This is a genomic window from Armatimonadota bacterium, assembly GCA_016789105.1.
Classification (GTDB): domain Bacteria; phylum Armatimonadota; class Fimbriimonadia; order Fimbriimonadales; family Fimbriimonadaceae; genus UphvI-Ar2.
Genome location: JAEURN010000004.1, coordinates 94,055 through 113,238 on the forward strand (window position 1 = coordinate 94,055; position 19,184 = coordinate 113,238).

General features: G+C 58.7%; 15 protein-coding genes. 11 read left to right on the top strand and 4 right to left on the bottom strand.

The features are described from left to right. The first annotated feature begins 56 nt into the window (after window positions 1–56). From JNM28_03345 to JNM28_03355, 3 genes are all read left to right on the top strand, one after another. Window positions 57–2,864 (top strand): hypothetical protein, encoded by a 2,808-nt coding sequence (locus JNM28_03345; GenBank protein ID MBL8067460.1) that lies wholly within the window; start codon window positions 57–59, stop codon window positions 2,862–2,864. 121 nt (window positions 2,865–2,985) lie between these two features. After that, window positions 2,986–4,983, top strand: coding sequence for a hypothetical protein (locus tag JNM28_03350; GenBank protein ID MBL8067461.1), 1,998 nt, complete (start codon window positions 2,986–2,988; stop codon window positions 4,981–4,983). Beyond that, window positions 4,955–6,730, top strand: a complete 1,776-nt coding sequence (locus JNM28_03355; GenBank protein MBL8067462.1) for a hypothetical protein — start codon at window positions 4,955–4,957, stop codon at window positions 6,728–6,730. The genes JNM28_03350 and JNM28_03355 overlap by 29 nt, the downstream gene beginning before the upstream one ends. Window positions 6,731–6,742: 12 nt before the next feature. Here the strand turns inward: JNM28_03355 and nadB are convergent, their stop codons facing one another. Further along, window positions 6,743–8,239 (bottom strand): L-aspartate oxidase, encoded by a 1,497-nt coding sequence (nadB, locus tag JNM28_03360; GenBank protein MBL8067463.1) that lies wholly within the window; start codon window positions 8,237–8,239, stop codon window positions 6,743–6,745. A gap of 59 nt (window positions 8,240–8,298) precedes the next feature. On the opposite strand from nadB, the gene JNM28_03365 reads away from it, so the two are divergent. The 6 genes from JNM28_03365 to nadA are packed head-to-tail and all read left to right on the top strand — an operon-like array spanning window position 8,299 to window position 14,262. Further along, entirely contained in the window at window positions 8,299–8,940 is a 642-nt protein-coding gene (locus JNM28_03365; GenBank protein ID MBL8067464.1) for a hypothetical protein, read from the top strand. Further along, window positions 8,937–9,866: an HTTM domain-containing protein gene (locus JNM28_03370; protein MBL8067465.1), complete on the top strand. Its 930-nt coding sequence runs from the start codon at window positions 8,937–8,939 to the stop codon at window positions 9,864–9,866. Before JNM28_03365 ends, JNM28_03370 begins: the two co-directional genes overlap by 4 nt. Then, window positions 9,859–10,758, top strand: coding sequence for a hypothetical protein (locus JNM28_03375; protein ID MBL8067466.1), 900 nt, complete (start codon window positions 9,859–9,861; stop codon window positions 10,756–10,758). Before JNM28_03370 ends, JNM28_03375 begins: the two co-directional genes overlap by 8 nt. After that, window positions 10,751–11,206, top strand: a complete 456-nt coding sequence (locus tag JNM28_03380) for a GAF domain-containing protein (protein ID MBL8067467.1) — start codon at window positions 10,751–10,753, stop codon at window positions 11,204–11,206. The genes JNM28_03375 and JNM28_03380 overlap by 8 nt, the downstream gene beginning before the upstream one ends. A gap of 30 nt (window positions 11,207–11,236) precedes the next feature. Beyond that, window positions 11,237–13,159, top strand: a complete 1,923-nt coding sequence (locus JNM28_03385; protein MBL8067468.1) for a 1-deoxy-D-xylulose-5-phosphate synthase — start codon at window positions 11,237–11,239, stop codon at window positions 13,157–13,159. After that, the gene (gene nadA / locus JNM28_03390; GenBank protein ID MBL8067469.1) at window positions 13,090–14,262 is read left to right on the top strand and encodes a quinolinate synthase NadA; all 1,173 of its coding nucleotides are present in this window, start codon (window positions 13,090–13,092) and stop codon (window positions 14,260–14,262) included. The genes JNM28_03385 and nadA overlap by 70 nt, the downstream gene beginning before the upstream one ends. 102 nt (window positions 14,263–14,364) lie before the next feature. Here nadA and lon read toward each other — a convergent pair whose 3' ends face one another. Both lon and JNM28_03400 read right to left on the bottom strand, forming a co-directional pair. Then, entirely contained in the window at window positions 14,365–16,710 is a 2,346-nt protein-coding gene (gene lon / locus JNM28_03395) for an endopeptidase La (protein ID MBL8067470.1), read from the bottom strand. 30 nt (window positions 16,711–16,740) lie between these two features. Next, window positions 16,741–17,313, bottom strand: coding sequence for a MarR family transcriptional regulator (locus JNM28_03400; protein MBL8067471.1), 573 nt, complete (start codon window positions 17,311–17,313; stop codon window positions 16,741–16,743). A gap of 89 nt (window positions 17,314–17,402) precedes the next feature. Here JNM28_03400 and JNM28_03405 point away from each other — a divergent pair, with 89 nt between their 5' ends. Both JNM28_03405 and JNM28_03410 read left to right on the top strand, forming a co-directional pair. After that, window positions 17,403–18,059, top strand: coding sequence for a PilZ domain-containing protein (locus tag JNM28_03405; GenBank protein MBL8067472.1), 657 nt, complete (start codon window positions 17,403–17,405; stop codon window positions 18,057–18,059). A 62-nt stretch (window positions 18,060–18,121) separates the two neighbouring features. Then, complete coding sequence (locus tag JNM28_03410) at window positions 18,122–18,778, top strand: hypothetical protein (protein ID MBL8067473.1); 657 nt, start codon at window positions 18,122–18,124, stop codon at window positions 18,776–18,778. On the opposite strand, the gene JNM28_03415 is transcribed toward JNM28_03410, so the two are convergent. Then, a complete protein-coding gene (locus JNM28_03415) occupies window positions 18,775–19,023 on the bottom strand; it encodes a 4Fe-4S binding protein (protein ID MBL8067474.1) in 249 nt (82 codons plus the stop codon). The genes JNM28_03410 and JNM28_03415 overlap by 4 nt on opposite strands. Window positions 19,024–19,184: the final 161 nt, after the last annotated feature.

Genomic DNA, 19,184 nt, shown 5'->3' on the forward strand with positions numbered 1-19,184 from the left:
CTTGGCAAAGGCTAAGCCCACCTAAATCCAAACAAACCAAACAAAAAAGTTTTGCCATGAAATCGATGAATCGAAGCACACTGACTCTGGGCCTGGCCGCGTTGGCATTCGGGGTCGCCCACGCCCAAGGGTCTTGGACGGGCGAATGCGTGGATCCTGCAAACACCAGCGCCTATTCGACCCCGTACATCTACAACATCCTTGCGACGCAGTTGATCGGTGTTGCTTATGGGATTAGCGGAACCGTCACCCAGGGCGGCACGACGGGTCCGTGCTTCGCCACGGCTCGCCAGTTGCAATTGGGTGGGCGATTCGCCTTCGGGGTTCCGGGTGCCGGTTCAGCGCAATCGACTTTTGATGACGGCATGGCCTTGACGATGGGCTGGCCCGATGAACCGGTTGGCGACTACAACTATGCTTTGATTACAGGCCCGGACGGCGCACTCAATGGGGCCGAGATTTTCGGCGGGGCTGATGGTGCCGGCATCACGACGACATTCGTCGGGGCCAGCGATCGGTATGCCATTCTTGGCATGGTTTTGGCTTCGGGCAGCCAGGTGCAGCTTGAAGTCCGCGTGATTGCCGATGCAGTCCGCATGACTTGGAATTTCATCGACACGGCTTCAGTCGGCGGGTTCGGCGTTTACTGGGTGACCTCTCCGTGGATGCGGATTGGCGGCTTCGACTATCTGGGCTTTAACCAGGCAAACACGGCAATTGGTTCGCTCTCTGGTTTTGCCAAAGTGACTCCGGAGAACTACCTGGGCTACGCAGCTTTCGACGACAGCTTCCCCATGCGGACATCGAAGAAGCGCGAGTTGAGCGATTCCAACTTCCCGAAAAAGCTCCAGGTTCTTTGGGGCCAAAGCGAGCCTTACGGTATCCAATACGATACAGGGTCTAGTTCCAGCTTCCCCAAAGCTTCGCAAACCGACTACATCAAGGTCGGCAGCTGGTTCGAATCGGCACAAGACAACGCGCCGAGCCTCAACCTTTTCGGCGATCCCACGGGGCAGTTGGATGACAATGACGTCTTTTTCGCAGGAAGCGGCATTGCGGTCATCCAGCACTTCATCCCGCAAAGCACGGGTGCAAATGGCCAGGCCAAAATCGTCCAGTACATCCACACCAACTGGAGCACCGGGTTCTATGACGATCCGTACACCGCGGTCTTGGATGCGCCGCACACCATCAACTATGATGGTCCGGGTGCCGGTAGTTCGCCGAACCCGATGACGATCCGGGTTTGGATCGACAACCAATATGCAACGATCGACGAAGAGGTTGCCCTCCACAATGTGAGCGCCCAAATCGATCTCCCGGCTGGGTTCACTTTGGCTCCTGGCGAGCAACAGGTCAAGAACATCGCCCTGATCAACCCGAACCAAATCCGCTCCCTGGAGTGGCAGGTGGTCAGCGATGGCGAAACCTTTGGCACGCTCCCGGTTTCAGTCACGATCAAAACGGTGCCAGGTCCGACCAAGGTTCTCACCCAGACGGTTCGGGTCGGCGCGTCGCCGGTCATGAGCCTTGCCGCGGGTCCGAACATGGTTGGTTTCCCCTACACGTTCGGTGATTCGAGCTTTGACGGGGTCCTTGGTCTCACATCCGGTGTCGACTTTGTCGCCTATCAGTGGGATCCGACGCTCCGGGCCTACGTGCCAACGACCAGCAGCCAACGTGGCGTCGGCTACTGGGTTGTTCCCAATGCGGCCCATCCGTCGCTCCAACTCAACAACGCCAACATTCCGGCCGATATCAGCACCGGTGGCCTCTTGGTCAACTTGAAGCCAGGTTGGAACTTGGTGAGCAACCCCTACAACTACGCGGTGCCCATCAAGCAACTCCTTGGCGTTGCCGAAGACGACAACACGGAGTCCCTGACCTGGACCGAACTGGTTACCCGCCGGTATGTCGCCAGCAACCTGACCTACTTCGTGCCGAACTCTTCGCTCCCGGGCGGCGGCAGCTATGCGCTGCAATCCGACTCGGGTGAGATGCAGCCGCACAAAGCCTATTGGATCTTTGTGAGCGCTTCCAAGGATGTCCGCCTGATTTGGCCGCCGCTGTTTGAACTCGGTGTTCCGAACTCCGGTCGCTCCGTTAGCGATTCCTTTGCCCAAAGTGATCGGGAATGGCGATTGCAACTCTCGGCTCGGTCAACGGCCGGCGTCGATACCCAAAACTACATCGGGGTTGTCACCGATTCCAAGAAAGCACAAACTCTGCAAGTGCCCAAGGCGCCGCAAGCCCCTGGTCAAAAGCTGGAAATGGCGGTTCTCGGTGAATTCAACGGCCAACCCACGCGCATGGCCCAGTCGGTCTCGGCCCGGGCCGGACGGCAAGAGTACAAGGTGCAAGTCAGCGCCGAAGAGCCTGGCGACGTGACCGTGACTTGGCCGAACCTGCCGAGCCTGCCCCGCAACCTGCGCGTCAAGATCACCGACGATGCAACGGGTGAAAAGCGAGATCTCCGCGCCACCAGCGGCTACACGTTCCACATGGATCAAGCCGGAACGCGCTCCTTGACGGTGACGGTGGAAGCCGGCGGTTCAGCCCGCCCGGTCATCGGCAACGTCGTGGTCAGCGCAGATGGCCGCGCCCCAGGTAGCCCGATCACGGTCAACTACTCGCTCTCGGCTGACGCCTTGGTCACCGTGCGAGTCCTCTCCTCAACGGGGAAAGAGGTCTTCACGGTCACCCGCAGCCGCAGCGACAACGCCGGTGAAAACTCGGCCACGTGGACTCTCCGCGACAATGCCAACCGGGCCGTTGCCCCTGGCAGCTACAAAGTGGAAATCCTCGCTGAAACGCCGAACGGGGAACGGGTTCGCAAGGTCGTCCCCGTCAACGTGATCCGTTAATCAGGAAAACTGAACAAATAGGACGGCCGCCGGTTCATAATGAGCCGGCGGCCGCATTTTTTGCGCAGCCTGACCGTCTGATCAATAAGCCATGGGGACGCTTCCAGCCACAATATCCCGGTTGAGGATTGCCATCCTCTTTGTGTTGGTTGCCTTTGCAGCGCTGGCCATTGGGCAAAACGGGACGATCCAAATCGATTCCTACCCGGCGATGGCGGTAGCCGATGGCCGCAGTACCATTACCGTCACCGCGCAAATTCGGGATAGCTCCGGCAATCTGGTTCCCAATGGAACTCAGGTCGTTTTCGATACAAACCTGGGGTCTTTCCGAGAGCGAATCGTCCAAACATCCAATGGTTTTGCCCGGGCGATCCTTGTTGCCGGGGATCTGCCGGGAACGGCCCGAATTCGTGCCTCGGCGTTGAAATTCAGCGCGGCAGCAGAACTGGATCTTGAGTTCGTTGCTGATCGCACGTTGCTCAGCTCGGCCCAAGATTTTATTGAGGTGGTTGGCAGCGAGACCCTATGGTACAGCGTCCAGGACCGGGTTTTGGAGGCGTCGGGATCCGGGCAGGGGGCAACCCTAAAGTATCAGAACATCGAAATTTCCGCAAACGACCTGCAAGTCCAGGTGCAGACCTACGAAGTGAGGGCGCGCAAGGCCAGGCTCAAAATAGGCAACTGGGAACAGGAATTCGAATCGCTCTATTTCCGCTTGAACAAGAAAGAGGGTTTCGGTACGACAACTTTGTTGATCCCGGCCGAAGAAGGGGATCCTTCAGCCGATGGGCTTCCCACCGAGGTGGGTCCGGCTGACCTGCCGATGCGGGCCTACTCAGGGTTGATGGAAGTTGGCAACCGGTTCCTCCGGTTCCCAACCTCCGGTTTGGATACCCGCAGCCTGCGTTTCCAGACCATTGCCGATTCGGTTTCGATGATTTCGGCAAAAAAAGCGGTCGCCTATCCGCGGAAGGAAGTGCAGTTCCACCGGGCCGATGTGCGCATGGCCGGGCAAAGGATCATGCAAGTCCCCCTGTTCACGGTGAATGTCAACACGGCAACTCCCGTCATCACCGAACAGTGGGTGAACATCTCCAACAACAATTTTGCGCTGAACTACCCCTATTACCTGACACTCAAGCCTGGCGAGACCAGCGCCCTCCGGTTGCGCTACGGGGCGAATTACGGCACAGGGACCGGTGCGGGTGGCGGCACGTTCTTGGATTACGAGTTGAATTGGAACAAGGGGATCCATTTCGATGGTGGGATGAACGTCGGGGGGATTGGCCGCGACGATTGGGGGGCTAGTTTGAGGCAAACGTGGTCCAGCACTGATTCAACAACCCTTTCGATGCAAGTGAACTTCCCGGCCCACCGCGATGTGTTTGGATCGGCCAATCTGAGTCGGAATTTCGACGGGTTCAGTGCCAATGTCACATCGACATACGGTCAGAGTTTGGCGGGCAACCACTTCCGAACCGATTCGACCCAGCTGGTGATTGAAAAGGATCCCATCAAGTCTCTGCTGATCCCAGGCAAGATCTTTTTTGGGGTGACGGCTCGGGATTCCCGCATCCGGACCGATGGCGGATCCAATTACCAACAGGCTACGGGCGGAAGAATGCGCTTCGTCGGAACCCCGGTGCGGATCGGGACGAGCCTTTTCAACTACTCCTATTCATTAGAGCAAGTCAGCGGCCACAACGTCAACCAAGGTTTGGTGCAGGTTGGCACGCTGAATCTAGCCCTCAATCCGACAAACGGGGCGTTTGTTAACCTGACCTACGAATATTTGGACGATGGGTTCTCCTCAGATTTGATTGGACACCACAAGTTGTCGATGGACGGCTTTTACAATGTCGGCAATCTTGGGTTCAATGCTTTTTTGTGTCAAAGTTTGGATGCGGACACGATGAGCATGAGCGCCCGTTTGAGGTACAAACTAGGCTCGTTGTGGCGAGTGAGCTACGGCTACTTCTTCGACCAATTTGGGTCGGATTCGTTCTTGGATCAATCGTACATCCTCAGCTATCGGCTGGGGTATCGGGAAGTGGGGCTCAGCTATTCGCGCCGGACGAAGAGACTGGGCATTGAAATTTTGGGCACGAGCATCGATTAGCGCTCTGGGGTTGGCGTTAGCGGCGGCGGGTTACGGCTCGTTTGGCCGCTATGCGTTTGCCCAAATCCCGCAGGTGCCCGGTCTTGTTTTGGAACAGAACCGGTTGCGCGTAGCCCATGCCCCGGCCGATTCCTTGTACTTCGCGGCCCCTTTGGGCGATCTTAAGGCAAAGCGGATCGACGAGGGCGAGGCGGTGTTCCAAAGCCGGGATTATGCCTTTGCTCCCGGGGCGGTTCGGTATTCGCCTTGGCGTCCGGGGCTCGAGCTCTACTTCCCGTTGGATTTTAAGTTCACGCTCAAAACCGACCTTGGACCCTATCTAACGTGGGCTGAAGGGAGTGTCGGTGCCGATGTGCCCGGCGCGCCGAGCCGGTGGTACTTGCTGAATTTTCGCGATGGGCAAGCACCATTGATGTTTGTTTTCGAAGAGCCGGTGCAGCTGATCGTGACTGGCGATTCGGCCAATTGGACCCTTACCGGCCTTCAAAAATACAAGGGCTGGGTGCGCGTTTTGGCGCCGATTGGCCCCAAGAGGGTGGCCGCAAACGTGGCTTCGCTCGGGGCCTTGGCCAAAGATGTCGGCCCCCTGGCGGGTTGGCTGATGCGTCCACGGCCAAACCTGGTTTCTTTCGAATCCCGGTCGGATGCCGGTTACCTTACGGCCATCTGGAAGTTCGACGGAATCGGGGCGCAGATCCCGACGCCGTTGCACTTGTGCAAGGCCGGTGGATTCGAAACGCGAATTTTGACGGGTTCCACGCCGATTTTGGCCCAACAGGCCGAAGGCCCGGTCTCGTTCAGTTTAGAGCCCCGGATCGCCGTGCGGTTCCCCATGCGCCGGATCCCCGGGGGCCGCGCCCTTGCGGTGGGCAAGCCGTCCCAAGGACTTAGCGCAGCAAGCGGGTTCGACGTCCCCAGCATTACCGAATTGGCAATCAGCCTGCTTTCTGGCGAGCGGGACGAGTTGAGCACGGAACTTTACGCCAGTTGTTCCGACGAATACCGTCGAGCGTTGCCGAACATCACCGATCTCGTGACGGGCGGCCATTTCGCAACCCCTGGCGACGGCTCGGGCCTGGATCTGCTTGCGGGTCAAGCGCTGTTGCAGCAGTGCGGGGGGTCTGGCCGGCGGGATCTGTTGGACAAGGCCATGGAGTGCCAAGACCATTGGGATTGGAGCCTTGTGGCCCAAGACCCGAAAACCCGGGCGAGGGCGACCGCGCTGTTTGCTTTGGCGGCCTCTTTTTCCTCGGATGTCACAGTCCGCGCCCGGGGAGCCATGGCCGAAGCCTCGTGTCGGGCGGCGTCGGTGATGGATGATTATGCCAAGCGGCGGGATTTCCCCAGCCTTGGTCTTTCCCCCGTTCAGCCGATGAAGCCGTTGCGCGACCAAGTTTTTGGGGACATTGCCCTGGCCAAGCCTGGTTTCGGGTTTATCGACATGCTAACCAGCCCGGTTCGGATCGTCGATGGCCCGGCAGTGACCGTAGAACGGAACGGGGAAGCCTATATTCTCAGTTGGCGCCATCAAAGGGGCTCGGCAACCACCCTCGATCTGGCGACGGCCTACCCGGTGGAGATCGAGGCCCTGGACAACCTGGCCGAAATCACGCCGTCCTCGTTTTTGGCGGAAACCCGGTTGCATTTGGTTCCAAAAGGAGAAGGGGTTTGCCGGGCAATCCTCCGGTTGCCTCCCTGGGCGCTCGGGATCCCCGATGCGGTGGAACCCCCGCGGTACAGCGAATAGGGATCCGGTTGTTCAGGCCAGGTCGGCGTTGTAGTGCAACCCCACGTTTTCCTTTCGGGATGCGGCACCATCGACGATGAGGGCGGCAACTTCCAGGAGGTTCTGGGCCTCGGCCGAATAGGCGCTGAACGGCGCGCTCGGCGGGGCGGCAACATCATCTAAAGCTCCGGCAATGAACGAACGGAGCGAACTGAGCCCGGCATCGGTCCGGAAGATCCCGGCGTGGGTTGACATCTGCTTTTGGAGGGCGTGGCGGATATGGATGGCGTCGCTTTCTGGGATGCAATGGGGCGCCCGGTAAGCGGGGCTGGCCGGGAGATTCGGCGATTCATGGCCGACGGCCTGGGAAGCGGCAAAGGAGAAGACGATCGCTTCCAGAAGCGAATTGCTGGCCAGGCGGTTGGCCCCGTGGACACCGGTGCACGCGACTTCGCCGCTGGCATAGAGCCGTGGGATATCGGTACGCCCCTGCAGGTCGGTGACAACACCTCCACAGGAATAATGTTGGGCGGGGACGACGGGGATCCAGTCTTTCTCGATTTCAATCCCGATCTCACGGAGCCGATTCCAGATTGTCGGGAATTCGTGCTGGAGATCGGCGGCATCCAGGTGGGTGGGATCCAGATAGACGCACCATGTTTTGAGTTTTTGGATCTCCCGCTCAATGGAACGGGCGACGACGTCGCGGGGGGCCAGTTCCAGCCGGTCGTCGTAATCGTACATGAAGCGGCGTCCGTTGTGGTTGCGGAGGGTTGCCCCGGCCCCCCGCATCGCTTCGGTGATCAGGAAACCGCTCAATTGAGAATGTTTGAGCGTGGTCGGGTGGAACTGTTGAAATTCCATGTTGGCAATGGCTGCCCCGGCCCGGTGGGCTAGGGCAACGCCATCTCCGGTTGCGACGCGGGGGTTGGTTGTGTGGGCATAGACTTTGCCGCACCCTCCGGTGGCCAGCATAGTGGCCCGGGCGGCAAACTGTACTGGTCCAAGGTCGTTGACTATCGCCTCGGCCCCGATGCATTGTCCATCGGCAACGATCAGTCCGGTGACAAAGCAGTTTTCGTAGACTTGGATGGCCGGGTGCTTGCGAACGGCCTCGCTGACCGCCCGTTCCACTTCCCAACCGGTTTTGTCGGCATGGTGGACAATCCGGTGGCGGGAATGGCCGCCTTCGCGCCCCAGGTCGAGGGCATTACTTGCCGAGAGGTCGAACCGGGTTCCCAACTCGGCAAGCCACTCGATCGCCGCCGGGGCATTTTGAACAAGCATCCTGACGGCATCGGGGTTGCAGAGCCCGGCACCGGCGATGAGGGTGTCTTGTTCATGGAGTTCCCACGAGTCGGATTCCCCGACGGCAGCGGCGATGCCACCTTGCGCCCAAGAGGTGTTGGAATCCTGCATTTGGGCCTTGGTGAGGACGGTCACCTGCCCATGTTCTGCCGCTTTGAGGGCAAATGCCAGTCCGGCGAGTCCGCTGCCGATGGCGAGAAAGTCGGTCTTGTGGGTCTTCACGCGGGCGATAGTTTAATCGAAGCCGGGGGGCCGCGGCGGGGATGTTCTATAATATTGCCGTGTCGGATGACACTGGCCAAGGTTCTGGCCGCAAGCGCGGCGTGCACTGGGCGATCAAAGCCTGGTTATTCTTCCACTGTTTTGCGATTGTCACACGGACGATCCCCATTCCGACCGAAGAGGATTTCAACCGGGCTGCCAAGCCGGGCGTGACTCCGGTCAAGCTGAATTCGGAAGTCAAGATCGCCAACTTGAAATCTTGGCGACAAAAGGAGTGGTTAGTCCCTTACTACACCGAGACGCTTGGGTTTTGGCAGTACTGGGACATGTTTGCCCCCAACCCGGCACAAGAAGACGTCTGGATTGACGCGGTCGTCGAATTCGCAGACGGCTCCGAAAAGGTGGAGCCGTACCCGCGGATGGCAGAAATGCCCCTGACGCGCAAATTCCTTTACGAGCGATATCGCAAATACCGCGAACGCATCACGGAGTCCCAATATTCATGGAAGTGGCCGCACACGGCCAATTGGTTCGCGGCCAAGGCATGGACCGATGAATCCAACCCGCCGGTCCGCGTGACATTGCGGTGGCACTCTTACCGCGTTCCGGCACCCCCCGCCAAGCCGGATTTCAACTATTCGACCAACGGATTTTACACGGCGCTCATCGACCGAACGGCGATTGCGGGGATGCGACCATGACCAAGCTCAAGTCGGTTTGGAAAAGCATCGACGACGGGATATTTGGTTACGGCTCGCCGTTGCCCATGGGCGTATTCCGCATCATCATTGGGGTGTTGAGCCTGGCGGATTTTGCTGTCCTTCTCGTCTCATTCCAAGATTTTTTCACGGAAAAGGGGCTTTATCCGGTTTGGATGAGCGAGCGTTTTTCTGAAGGCATCCCGCATTTCAACCTCTTGGCAGGAGTGACGGACAGTCGCGTCACCTTGGTGTTCTTGATTCTTGGGATGGTTGCGGCGGCGATGACGGCTTTGGGGCTGTTCACCCGTGTTTCGAGCATCGCCCTGTTCGTGCTGATGCTCACGATCCACAACCGCAATGCCGACATCCTGATGGCTGGGGACTGGCTGTTGCGCATGTGGGTTTTTGCGGTAGCGGTTGGGCCGAGCGGGGCCGTGTTGAGCTTAGACCGCAAGTTTTTCGGTCGAGGGAAGCCGGTAGAAGAGGTGTCACTTTGGCCACAGAAGCTTGTGCAGTTCCAACTGGCGGTGGTTTATTTCATGACCGTGTGGTTGAAATGGGGCGGCGACCTTTGGCAGAACGGGACGGCGACCTACTATGCGGGCCACCTCAAAGAGTTTGAGAAATTCCCGGTTCCCGATTTCATCTACTCCCCGATTTTGGTGACGCTGGCCACTTACGGCACGCTGGTGGTTGAACTGGGCATGGCAACATTGGTTTTCAGCAAACCGATGCGCAAGTACATCATCCCCTTGGCTTTGCTGATGCACGGGTATATCGAATATTCTATGAATGTGCCGCTGTTCCAATGGGTGATTGTGAGCGCATTTGTTTGCCATTACTCGGGAGAAGAGATAGCGGCTTGGTGGGCCCGTTTGCAGACGAGGTTCGGCCGGGTGCCGGAGGAATCGGTGGCCAGTGCGTAAGGCCAAGCTGGGTGAGTTGCTCAAGTTCTCCAAGCCCAAGGGGCCGGGTTTTGGGATCGATGCGGGATTTTATCTAAGCGTGATGGCGGCCCAGATGCCGTTGCCGGCCATCCGGCAGGTGGTTGAGCCCAAAGGATTGGAAGGGGCCGTGGTGGGTTTTGGTGTCCCGATGAAAGGGGACAAAGAAGACCTTGGCCGCCCGATGGAGCGGGGGGCTTATGCGATTGCCAGCCTGGACCGCAAGACCTTGATTCGTTGCCTGGTTGTGAGCAAAGAAGAGGCCGGCTTCAACCCTGATTCGTTTCTTCGCAACCCGCGTTCCGCCTCATTGTCAGAGGATGCCCGGTCGCGCATGGCGGCGACCTGGATGTTGGTGCAGTTGACCTTTGAAAGCTATGACCCCCTTGTGCATCCGGCGGTCCGGCTTTTGGTGGAAGTTGCCGACCGTCTGGCACTGCTGACCGGGGGACTAGTGGCGGATCCGGTCAGCGAGGTCTACCGGCTCCCCGGCGAATCGTTGCATGCGGCCGTCCCCGATGGCTTTGCCGTGCAAGACAGCGTCGCCGTGCACAGTCACCCGGAAGGAGGCACCTATTCCTTGAACACCCTCGGGATGCGCAAATATGGTTTGGAGGAGTTTGAGATTTCTGGGGTTGAAGAGCGGTTCCTTGGGGTGGCGGAGCGCCTTTTGTTGGGGATTTGCCAGGGGGTGCTCAAGGGCAAACGGGTTTCGGCCGGGGACACGGTGGGGAGCCGGCGGTCGCCGTTCCGGATTGCAGTTGGCGGCCTTGACCGTGGGAAGTGGGAAGGCATCCCAGTGCTTGAGGCCATCCCTGAAGAATCCGAGGATGTAAACGCCGTTTTGGCGCGTTGGGAGATGGAACATGGCTAAGCCGACCAGGTCTGAGTTCGAAGCGGTTTTGGACAAAGTCAAAGAAAGCCCTTTGCATGGCAAGGAGTTGAGGCAATTTGCTATGGGCTTGCTCGACGGTTTTTCCACTTACGACTGGAGCGGTATTTATGCCCTGCAGGGTGACATGCTGCATTTGGACGCTTTTTGCGGGGCCCCGACCGACCATACCGAGATTCCAGTGGGGCGGGGCGTGTGCGGGACGGCGGTGGCCGAGAATGCGAACCAGGTGATTGATGACGTCCGCAGCTTGGACAACTATTTGAGTTGCTCCGCTTTCACGCGGAGCGAGATTGTCGTCCTGATCCATGGCCAAGGCGGCATCCTGGGCCAGATCGACATCGATGGGCACCAAATCGGCGCCTTCGACGACGACGACGAACAGTTTTTGAAGGAACTCGCGGCCCAATTGGCGGGCCGATGGGATTGAATCCCCGTAGGAAGTGTTGAAGGAGAACAGATGGATCCGGTCTACCCGCACCTTGAGCGAATCGTCAGCCCCGCAGATTTGAAGTCCATGACGGACAAGGAGCTGCTGGAAGTTGCGGCCGAAGTGCGCCAGGCGATTTTGGACAACGTGAGCCGGACAGGCGGGCACTTCAGTTCCAACCTCGGCACGGTGGAACTGACCGTTGCGATGTATGCGGCATACAACATGCCCCCGGACAAAGTGGTTTGGGATACGGGCCACCAGGCCTATCCCCACAAGCTGTTGACGGGCCGGCTGCCGCGGTTTGAGACCTTGAGGCAATACAAGGGCCTGAGCGGCTTCCTCAAGCGGGATGAACACGAGTTGGATGTTTTCGGAGCCGGGCACGCTGGCACAGCCATTTCGGCGGCATTGGGTTTTGCGGCCGCGCGGGATCGCAAAAACGGCAAAGAAAAGGTCGTTGCCGTTACCGGTGATGCCGCGATTTGCGCCGGGATGAGTTGGGAAGCGCTCAACCACGCTGGGGAACTGCAGACCGACATTTGCGTGATTTTGAATGACAACCGCATGAGCATCGCCCCGAACGTGGGCGCGTTGACTACCTATTTCAACCGGCTCCGGTCACGGCCCTATGTGCAGGGTTTGGCCCGACACGCCAAAAAGGTAATCGAAAAGATCCCTGGCCCGGCACCCCGGATTGCCGCCGGATTGCGCCATGGCGTGACCCACTACTTTGCTCCGGAAGAAACCGGGACAATTTTTGAAGAAATGGGTTTCGAATACATTGGCCCGGTGGATGGCCACGACCTGCCGACTTTGCTTGAGATTTTCCGGAACATCCAAGAAGCGCGCTACCCGGTGTTCGTGCATGCGATCACGGTCAAAGGCAAGGGCTATGAGGTTGCGGAAGAGAATGCGACCAAATGGCACGGTGTCACGCCGTTTGACCTTTCGGAGTGTGAAATGCCACTGAAAGCAGGCCGCCCGACCTACACCAGTGTTTTTGGAGACGCGATGGTGGAACTGGGTGAGGCGGAGTCCAAAGTTGTGGCGATTACGGCTGCAATGCCCGATGGGACGGGTTTGAACGCGTTCAAGGCCAAGCTCCCCGGTCAGTATTACGATGTGGGGATTGCCGAACAGCATGCGGTGACCTTTGCCGCCGGTTTGGCCGCCGCCGGGGACAAGCCCTTCTGCGCGATCTATTCGACCTTTTTGCAACGCGGGTACGACCAGGTTTTGCACGATGTGTGCATTCAGAACCTGCCGGTGCGGTTTGCGATGGACCGGGCGGGATTGGTGGGAGACGATGGCCCAACGCACCATGGGGCCTTCGACATTTCCTTTTTAACCCACATCCCGAACATGGCCCTTTGCGCTCCAAGGGACACTACCGAACTCCGTGAAATGTTGCGGTTCATGGCCGGATTCGATTCCGGCCCGGTTGCCATCCGGTACCCGCGCGGGGAAGCGCCGGAGAACCTCCCGGAAAGCCGCACGGCGATCGAATTCGGCAAATGCGAGGTTTTGGGTGTGCCGGGAACCCCCCGTGGGGCGGAAGATCGGGTCGATGCGGTGGTGGTTGCGGCCGGTTCCATGGTGACAGAAGCCTGGGCGGCCGCTTCCCAGTTGGCAGAAACCGGTCTCCGCGCCCTTGTGATCAATGCCCGTTGGTGCAAACCCATCGATTGGGAAACGGTTGCGGATTGGCTGAAACCATCGACCCTTTTGGTGACAGTGGAAGAAAACGTCCGGGCCGGCGGATTTGGCCAACAGCTGACCGACCTTTTGGTTGAAAACGAGAGATTGCCCCGGCGTGTGACGATCATGTCCCTTCCCGATGCTTGGGTAACGCATGGCAAGCAACCGATCATCCGCGGCGAATGGGGGCTGGATGCAGTGGGCATTGTCGCGGCAGTCCAGGCGGGAGTTTTGGGCCGGGGCCTGGCATGACACGTCAAGCCCCGCTGCCGGCAGATTATGCGTCGGCAACGGCCGATGAGCTGAGAGCGCGGATTTTTGCGGCAAAGCAAGCTTTGGGTTCGCGGTTGGTGGTTCTGGGCCACCACTATCAGCGCGACGAGATCATCGAGTTTGCCGATTACCGGGGCGATAGCTACAAACTTGCCAAAGACGCGGGGGCGCACCCGGGGGCCGAGTTTATTGTTTTTTGCGGCGTGCACTTTATGGCAGAGTCGGCAGACATTCTGACGTCGGCCAACCAAAAGGTTATTCTGCCCAACATGGCAGCGGGCTGCAGCATGGCCGACATGGCCGGGATCTTCCAAGTCCGATCTTGCTGGCGGCAACTGGAGGAGTTGGGGATAACCGGGATCATCCCGGTGACTTACATCAACTCGGCGGCGAACTTAAAGGCGTTTGTCGGTGAGCATCACGGCACGGTTTGCACATCGACGAATGCACCGGTCGCCGTGGAATGGGCGCTGGGCCAGGGAGAAAAGGTTTTGTTCTTTCCCGACCAACATCTGGGCAGGAACACGGGGGTCAAGCTCGGCTTCGATTCAGACTCGGATATGGCCCTCTGGGATCCCTTTAAACCTTTAGGTGGAAACAGCGCCGAAAAGTTGAAGGCGTCCAAGTTCATTTTGTGGAAAGGGCATTGCTCAGTTCACAAGCGGTTTACGGTTGAGCAGATTTCCCAAGCCAGGGCCGAGCATCCGGGTGTTCAGGTTGTGGTCCATCCAGAATGCCCGCTTGACGTGGTGCGGGCCGCAGACTACAACGGGTCGACGGAACACATCATCAAGTTGGTTTCGGATTCTGATCCGGGCTCTGTTTGGGCTGTGGGTACGGAGGTGAATTTGGTGCAGCGATTGGCCAAGGAGCTGCCGGATCGGACAGTTTTCTGCTTGGATCCTGAGATTTGCCCTTGTTCGACCATGTATCGGATCCACCCGAGTTTCCTTTGCTGGGTGTTAGAGGAGTTGGTGGCCGGGCGCGTTGTCAACCAAGTGGTTGTCCCGGATGAAGTTGCAATTCCGGCGCGGTTGGCGTTGCAGCAAATGCTCTCCTTGGAACCCCGTGTCCGTGACTGACCGCTTTTTTGAACCAGGGCGTTGGTTGCGCGGCAGGCCACTGGGGGGCCCAGAACGCACGACGGTGCGAATGCCGGGTGACCACATCTCAGGTGGAGGAGTTCATGGCCGGTCTCTTAAGGCCAATTCGAGGACTTGGTCCGCCGTGTTAACGAATGTGAATTCCATTTGTTGGCGCACAGCATCTGGCAAATCGTCGAGGTCGCGCTCGTTTTCGGCCGGAAGGATGACTTTGCGGATGCCGGCCCGGTGGGCGGCCAAAACCTTTTCGCGGATGCCGCCGACGGGCAAGACGTGTCCGCGCAAGGTGATTTCGCCGGTCATGGCAATGTCGCACCGAACGGGCCGGCCGGTGTAGGCACTGGCTATGGCGGTGAGGATGGTGACACCGGCCGAAGGGCCGTCTTTGGGCACGGCGCCCTCGGGAACGTGGATGTGAATGTCGTAACGGAACTCATGTCCGCTGAGGTGCGCCTGGTTTTGCCTTAGGTAGCTCATGGCCGCGTGGGCGGACTCCTTCATGACATCGCCGAGCGAACCGGTCAACTGGATGGTCGGCTGGTCGCTGAATGGGGCGGCAAGGGCTGTTTCGATGCTGATGATGTCCCCGCCGTATTCGCTGTAGACCAATCCGGTCGCCATGCCGACTTCATCCTTTTTGCCTTTGAGGCCGTAGCGGAACTTTGGCCTTCCCAGGAACTCCCGTACGTCGCCGGGTGCAACGTGGACAGAGGTGGCTTGTTCGGCGGCGATGCGCCGGGCGGTTTTGCGGCAAATGGTGGCAATTTCGCGGTTGAGCTGCCGGACTCCGGCTTCGCGGGTGTATTCCCTGACAATCGCTTCAATGGCCTTCGTTTCCACTTTGAGGTGGTTTTTCTTTAATCCGTGTTCGGCGATCTTCTCGGGAAGGAGGTACTTCTTGGCGATTTCGAGCTTTTCCTTTTCGGTGTAGCTTGGGAACCGGATGATTTCCATTCGGTCGCGGAGGGGGGCCGGGATGTTGTCGAGCAAGTTGGCCGTGCAGATGAACATGACGGCACTGAGGTCGAACGGGGCTTCGATATAGTGGTCGCTGAAGGTGCTGTTCTGTTCGGGATCCAAGACTTCCAGGAGGGCGGAGGTGGGGTCGCCCCGGAAATCCGATGTCATCTTGTCGATTTCGTCGAGGAGTAAAACGGGGTTCCGTGTTCCGGCTTGTTTGAGCGCCTGGATGATCCGCCCCGGCATCGAACCGATGTAGGTGCGCCGGTGCCCCCTGATTTCTGCTTCGTCCCGGACGCCTCCCAGGGAGACCCGCTGGAATCTCCTTCCCAGGGCTTCGGCAATCGAGCGGCCCAGCGACGTTTTCCCCACGCCTGGGGGGCCGACAAAGCAAAGAATGGGCCCCCGCAGCGAGTTACTGACTTGCCGGACGGCGAGGAAGTCGGCGATCCGGTCTTTGACGAGCGCCAACCCGTAGTGGTCGCGGTCGAGGACGGAGACGGCTTGGTTGACGTTGATGGAGTCTTCGGTGATTGTATTCCAGGGGAGGGCGAGGAGCCAGTCCAGATAATTCCGGATGACCATTCCTTCTGGCGAACTGGACGGGGCTCGGTCAAGCCGGCGGACTTCTTGCATGGCCCGGTCCAAAGTTTCTTCTTCCAGCCCAAGGGCTTCGAGTTTTGCCCGGTAGGCGTCGCCTTCTTCGCTGAAGTGGTCGCCTGCCCCAAGCTCTTGTTGGATGGCCCGCAACTGCTCGCGCAAATAGAATTCGCGTTGGGTCTGACCGACCTCGCGTTCGACTTTGGATCGGAGTTGGGATTGGAGTTCGAGCACTTGTTGCTCGCGGGTGAGGAACCGGACGAGTTCGGTGAGCCGTTCTTCTGCTTCGAACAGTTCAAGCAGAGATTGCTTGACCGCCGAGGGGGCCGGCATATGGTGGGCCACGGTGTCGGCGAGTTGGCCCGGGTCTTCGATAGCCGTGATCGTTTCGCTGACTTCCGGCGGGATTTGTAGACCGAGCGAGGCGGCTTGCTGGAATACGGCAACAGCTTCTCGGACAAGGGCTTCGGTGTTGGCGGTGATGGCGGGGGCGGCTTCAACGACTTGGTACCCAGAGGAGAAAGACTTGTTCCGGAATTTAAGTTGGCGTAGCTGAACCCTGACCATCCCCCTCATGACGACGCGCATGTTCCCGTCCGGAAGGGGGAGGACATGGAGGATTTCAGAAAGGGTGCCGACGGGGTAGAGGTCGGCGGCCTTGGGTTCGTCAACCGTTTGATCGCGCTGACCGACCACGATGACTTCGCGGTCTTTGCTCAGGGCGTCTTGGAGGGCCCGGACGGACATATCCCGCCCGACGAGCAAAGTTTGGATGACGCCTGGGAAGTGCACCGTGTCCCTTACGGGGAGAACCGGCAGCCGGACGGGGATCTGCGGCGATTGATCGGTTCGGGCAGGGCGCGCCATGACTTTACGTTACCGCAGGCCGGCCCATTTTCAACCTGGTGGGTCTTTGAGGTTTTGCACCCCATCGGAATTCTGGGGGAGGGTGAGGGTTTGCATGGAGTGGCGAATGGTTTCGTCGCTCCGGAACACTTCGGCAAAAACGTGGTCGATGATCTCGAATATTTCGATGAGAATAGTCAATCGTTTCCTAACGATTTCGGCTTGCTCACTGGCATCGCTTTCCGGGATCATGGCGAGGCAGTCCCGGATTGCCGCCACGGTCGGGTCGATTTCGCGCCTCTTCCGTTCTCGGACGACACGGGTGAACATTTGGACGATGTCGCCATCTGTCCGGTAGATGTCTTTGCGATCCCCCGGTCGGCGGTACCGTTGGATGACGCCCCATTCGGTGAGGTCTCGCAGGTTCATGCTGGCGTTGCCCCTTGAGATATGAAGCCGATCGATCATTTCATCCATCGTGAGGTCTTCGCCAGAAACGAGCAAGAGGGCATGGAGCTGGGCCATAGTCCGGTTGATGCCCCAGCTTGAGCTCATGCGGCCCCATTCCATGATGAACCTTTCCTGGGCGATTTGGGTCTGCTGGCTGGGGGTGGCTTCACTCACTCTGTTCATTTTACGGGTTTTGAGTCAGCTTTGACCCGGATGGATGAGCGGGGGGTGGCGTTGTCCCGATTGTAAGTTAAGGGACTTGCATGGGACGCATCTCAGCCAAAGACTTTGTGGGGACTCGGGCCCGCTTCCAGCGGCTCCGAGACGCGAAGCTCTTTGCTGGGTGGATCGAAGACTTTTACGGCAATTTGGTGACAATTTCCACGAATACAAACTTTGCGGTGGAGATCGGCGACGAGTTCCGGTTCGAAGGGTTTGGCAACAAAGTCTCGATTGTGTTCAACGCAAAGCTTCAGACGGTGGGTCAGCTCGACTCGATGGCAGAAGCCAAGGTGACGAGCGTTGACGGGACAAACGTAAAGATCGTCGAAGCGAGGCGATCCAAGTTGGAACTTTCCGTGAGTTCGCCCGTCCGGTTGGCGGCCAGCCAAGAAAGCCTCAGGATGCAAACGAACGAGGTTTTCGTCCAGATTTCCGAATCTGAGCGCGACTACACGGGTTTTGTGATTGATGTGGGCCAGCAGGGAATCGGTCTCGTGAGCCAATTCAAGCTCAACGCACGGGCCAGCGTCCGGGTTGTGATGGATACGCGGCTAGGACCAATCGAGGCGCTGGGTCAGGTGCGGTACTGCCTGCCTGACAAGGATCGCGACGGGATGAACCGGATCGGCATCATGTTCACCGACATGGACCGGGTTCACCGCCCCCGTTGGGATCGGTACCTCTCCGAGGCCGCCTAAATGTGTGACGGGCAACCAGCCATCAAGCTGTTGCCAACCCGTGTGTTTGGAGCAACCCGGAATTGAGAAAGATCAGCATCGAAAATTTTGTTGGAACCCGCACTCGGTTTCAACGGCTGAGCGATGCCAAGCTCTTCACGGGATGGATCGAGTCAGCCGAAGGCAACGACTTGGAAGTGAGCACACTCACCAATTCTGCCGTAACTCCAGGCGATGAGTTTCGAATCGAGGGGTTCGGCCACAAGGTGTCGATGACGGTCATGGCACGATTGAAGGAGATCGGCAAACTCGACTTGGCCACCGAAGCGCGGATTTGCGGGATTGAAGGCACAACGGCAAAAATCGTCGAAGCCAAGCGGATCCGCTTGAAGATGGTGGTGTGCGCCCCAACCCGGTTTGCGGCGACTGAGGAAAGCTTGCGGATCAAGGTGCCCCTGTTCCCGGTCAAAACCATCCAAGGTGGAACAACCACCGAGGGCTATTGCGTCGATATCGGCCCACAGGGTTTTGGGATGGTTTCCAGCGGGCGGCTTTGCCCGGGCGAAGCGGTAACGGCCGATATTGTTACCCCTAACGGCGTGGTGAGTTGCGCGGGGGAAGTGCGCTACAGCTTGGAGGATCGGGATCGGGAAGGGATGTACCGAACCGGCGTCAAAATCCTTTCGATGGAGCGTCGCATGGCTCCCCGTTGGGAAATGCTCTTGCGCGGCTCGCTTTAAGAATCTGCGAGCTTGCGGCCTTGCTCGGCGTTCTTTTCAATGAATTCGCGCCAGTTGTCGGGCACATCGGTGTCCACAAAGATGGCCGAAACGGGGCATTCCGGTTCGCAGAGTCCGCAATCGATGCACTCGTCCGGGTTGATCACCACCATGTCGTCCGTTTCATAAATGCAGTCCACCGGGCAGACTTGCATGCAGGATTTGTCTTTGACCCCGATACAGGGTTCAGTCACGACGTAGGGCATTTGTTCGCCTCATTATGTCGCACGGGGCGGGGCCCTATCCGGTCAGAGGCCGCCCGCATGAGAAATAGGGGGTCTATGGTCATGTTTGGCGCGGGAAGTTGGTAGGTCTGGCCCATTCGCCGGCAACGCTGGGCCAATTGTTCGCCTACAATACAGATTAG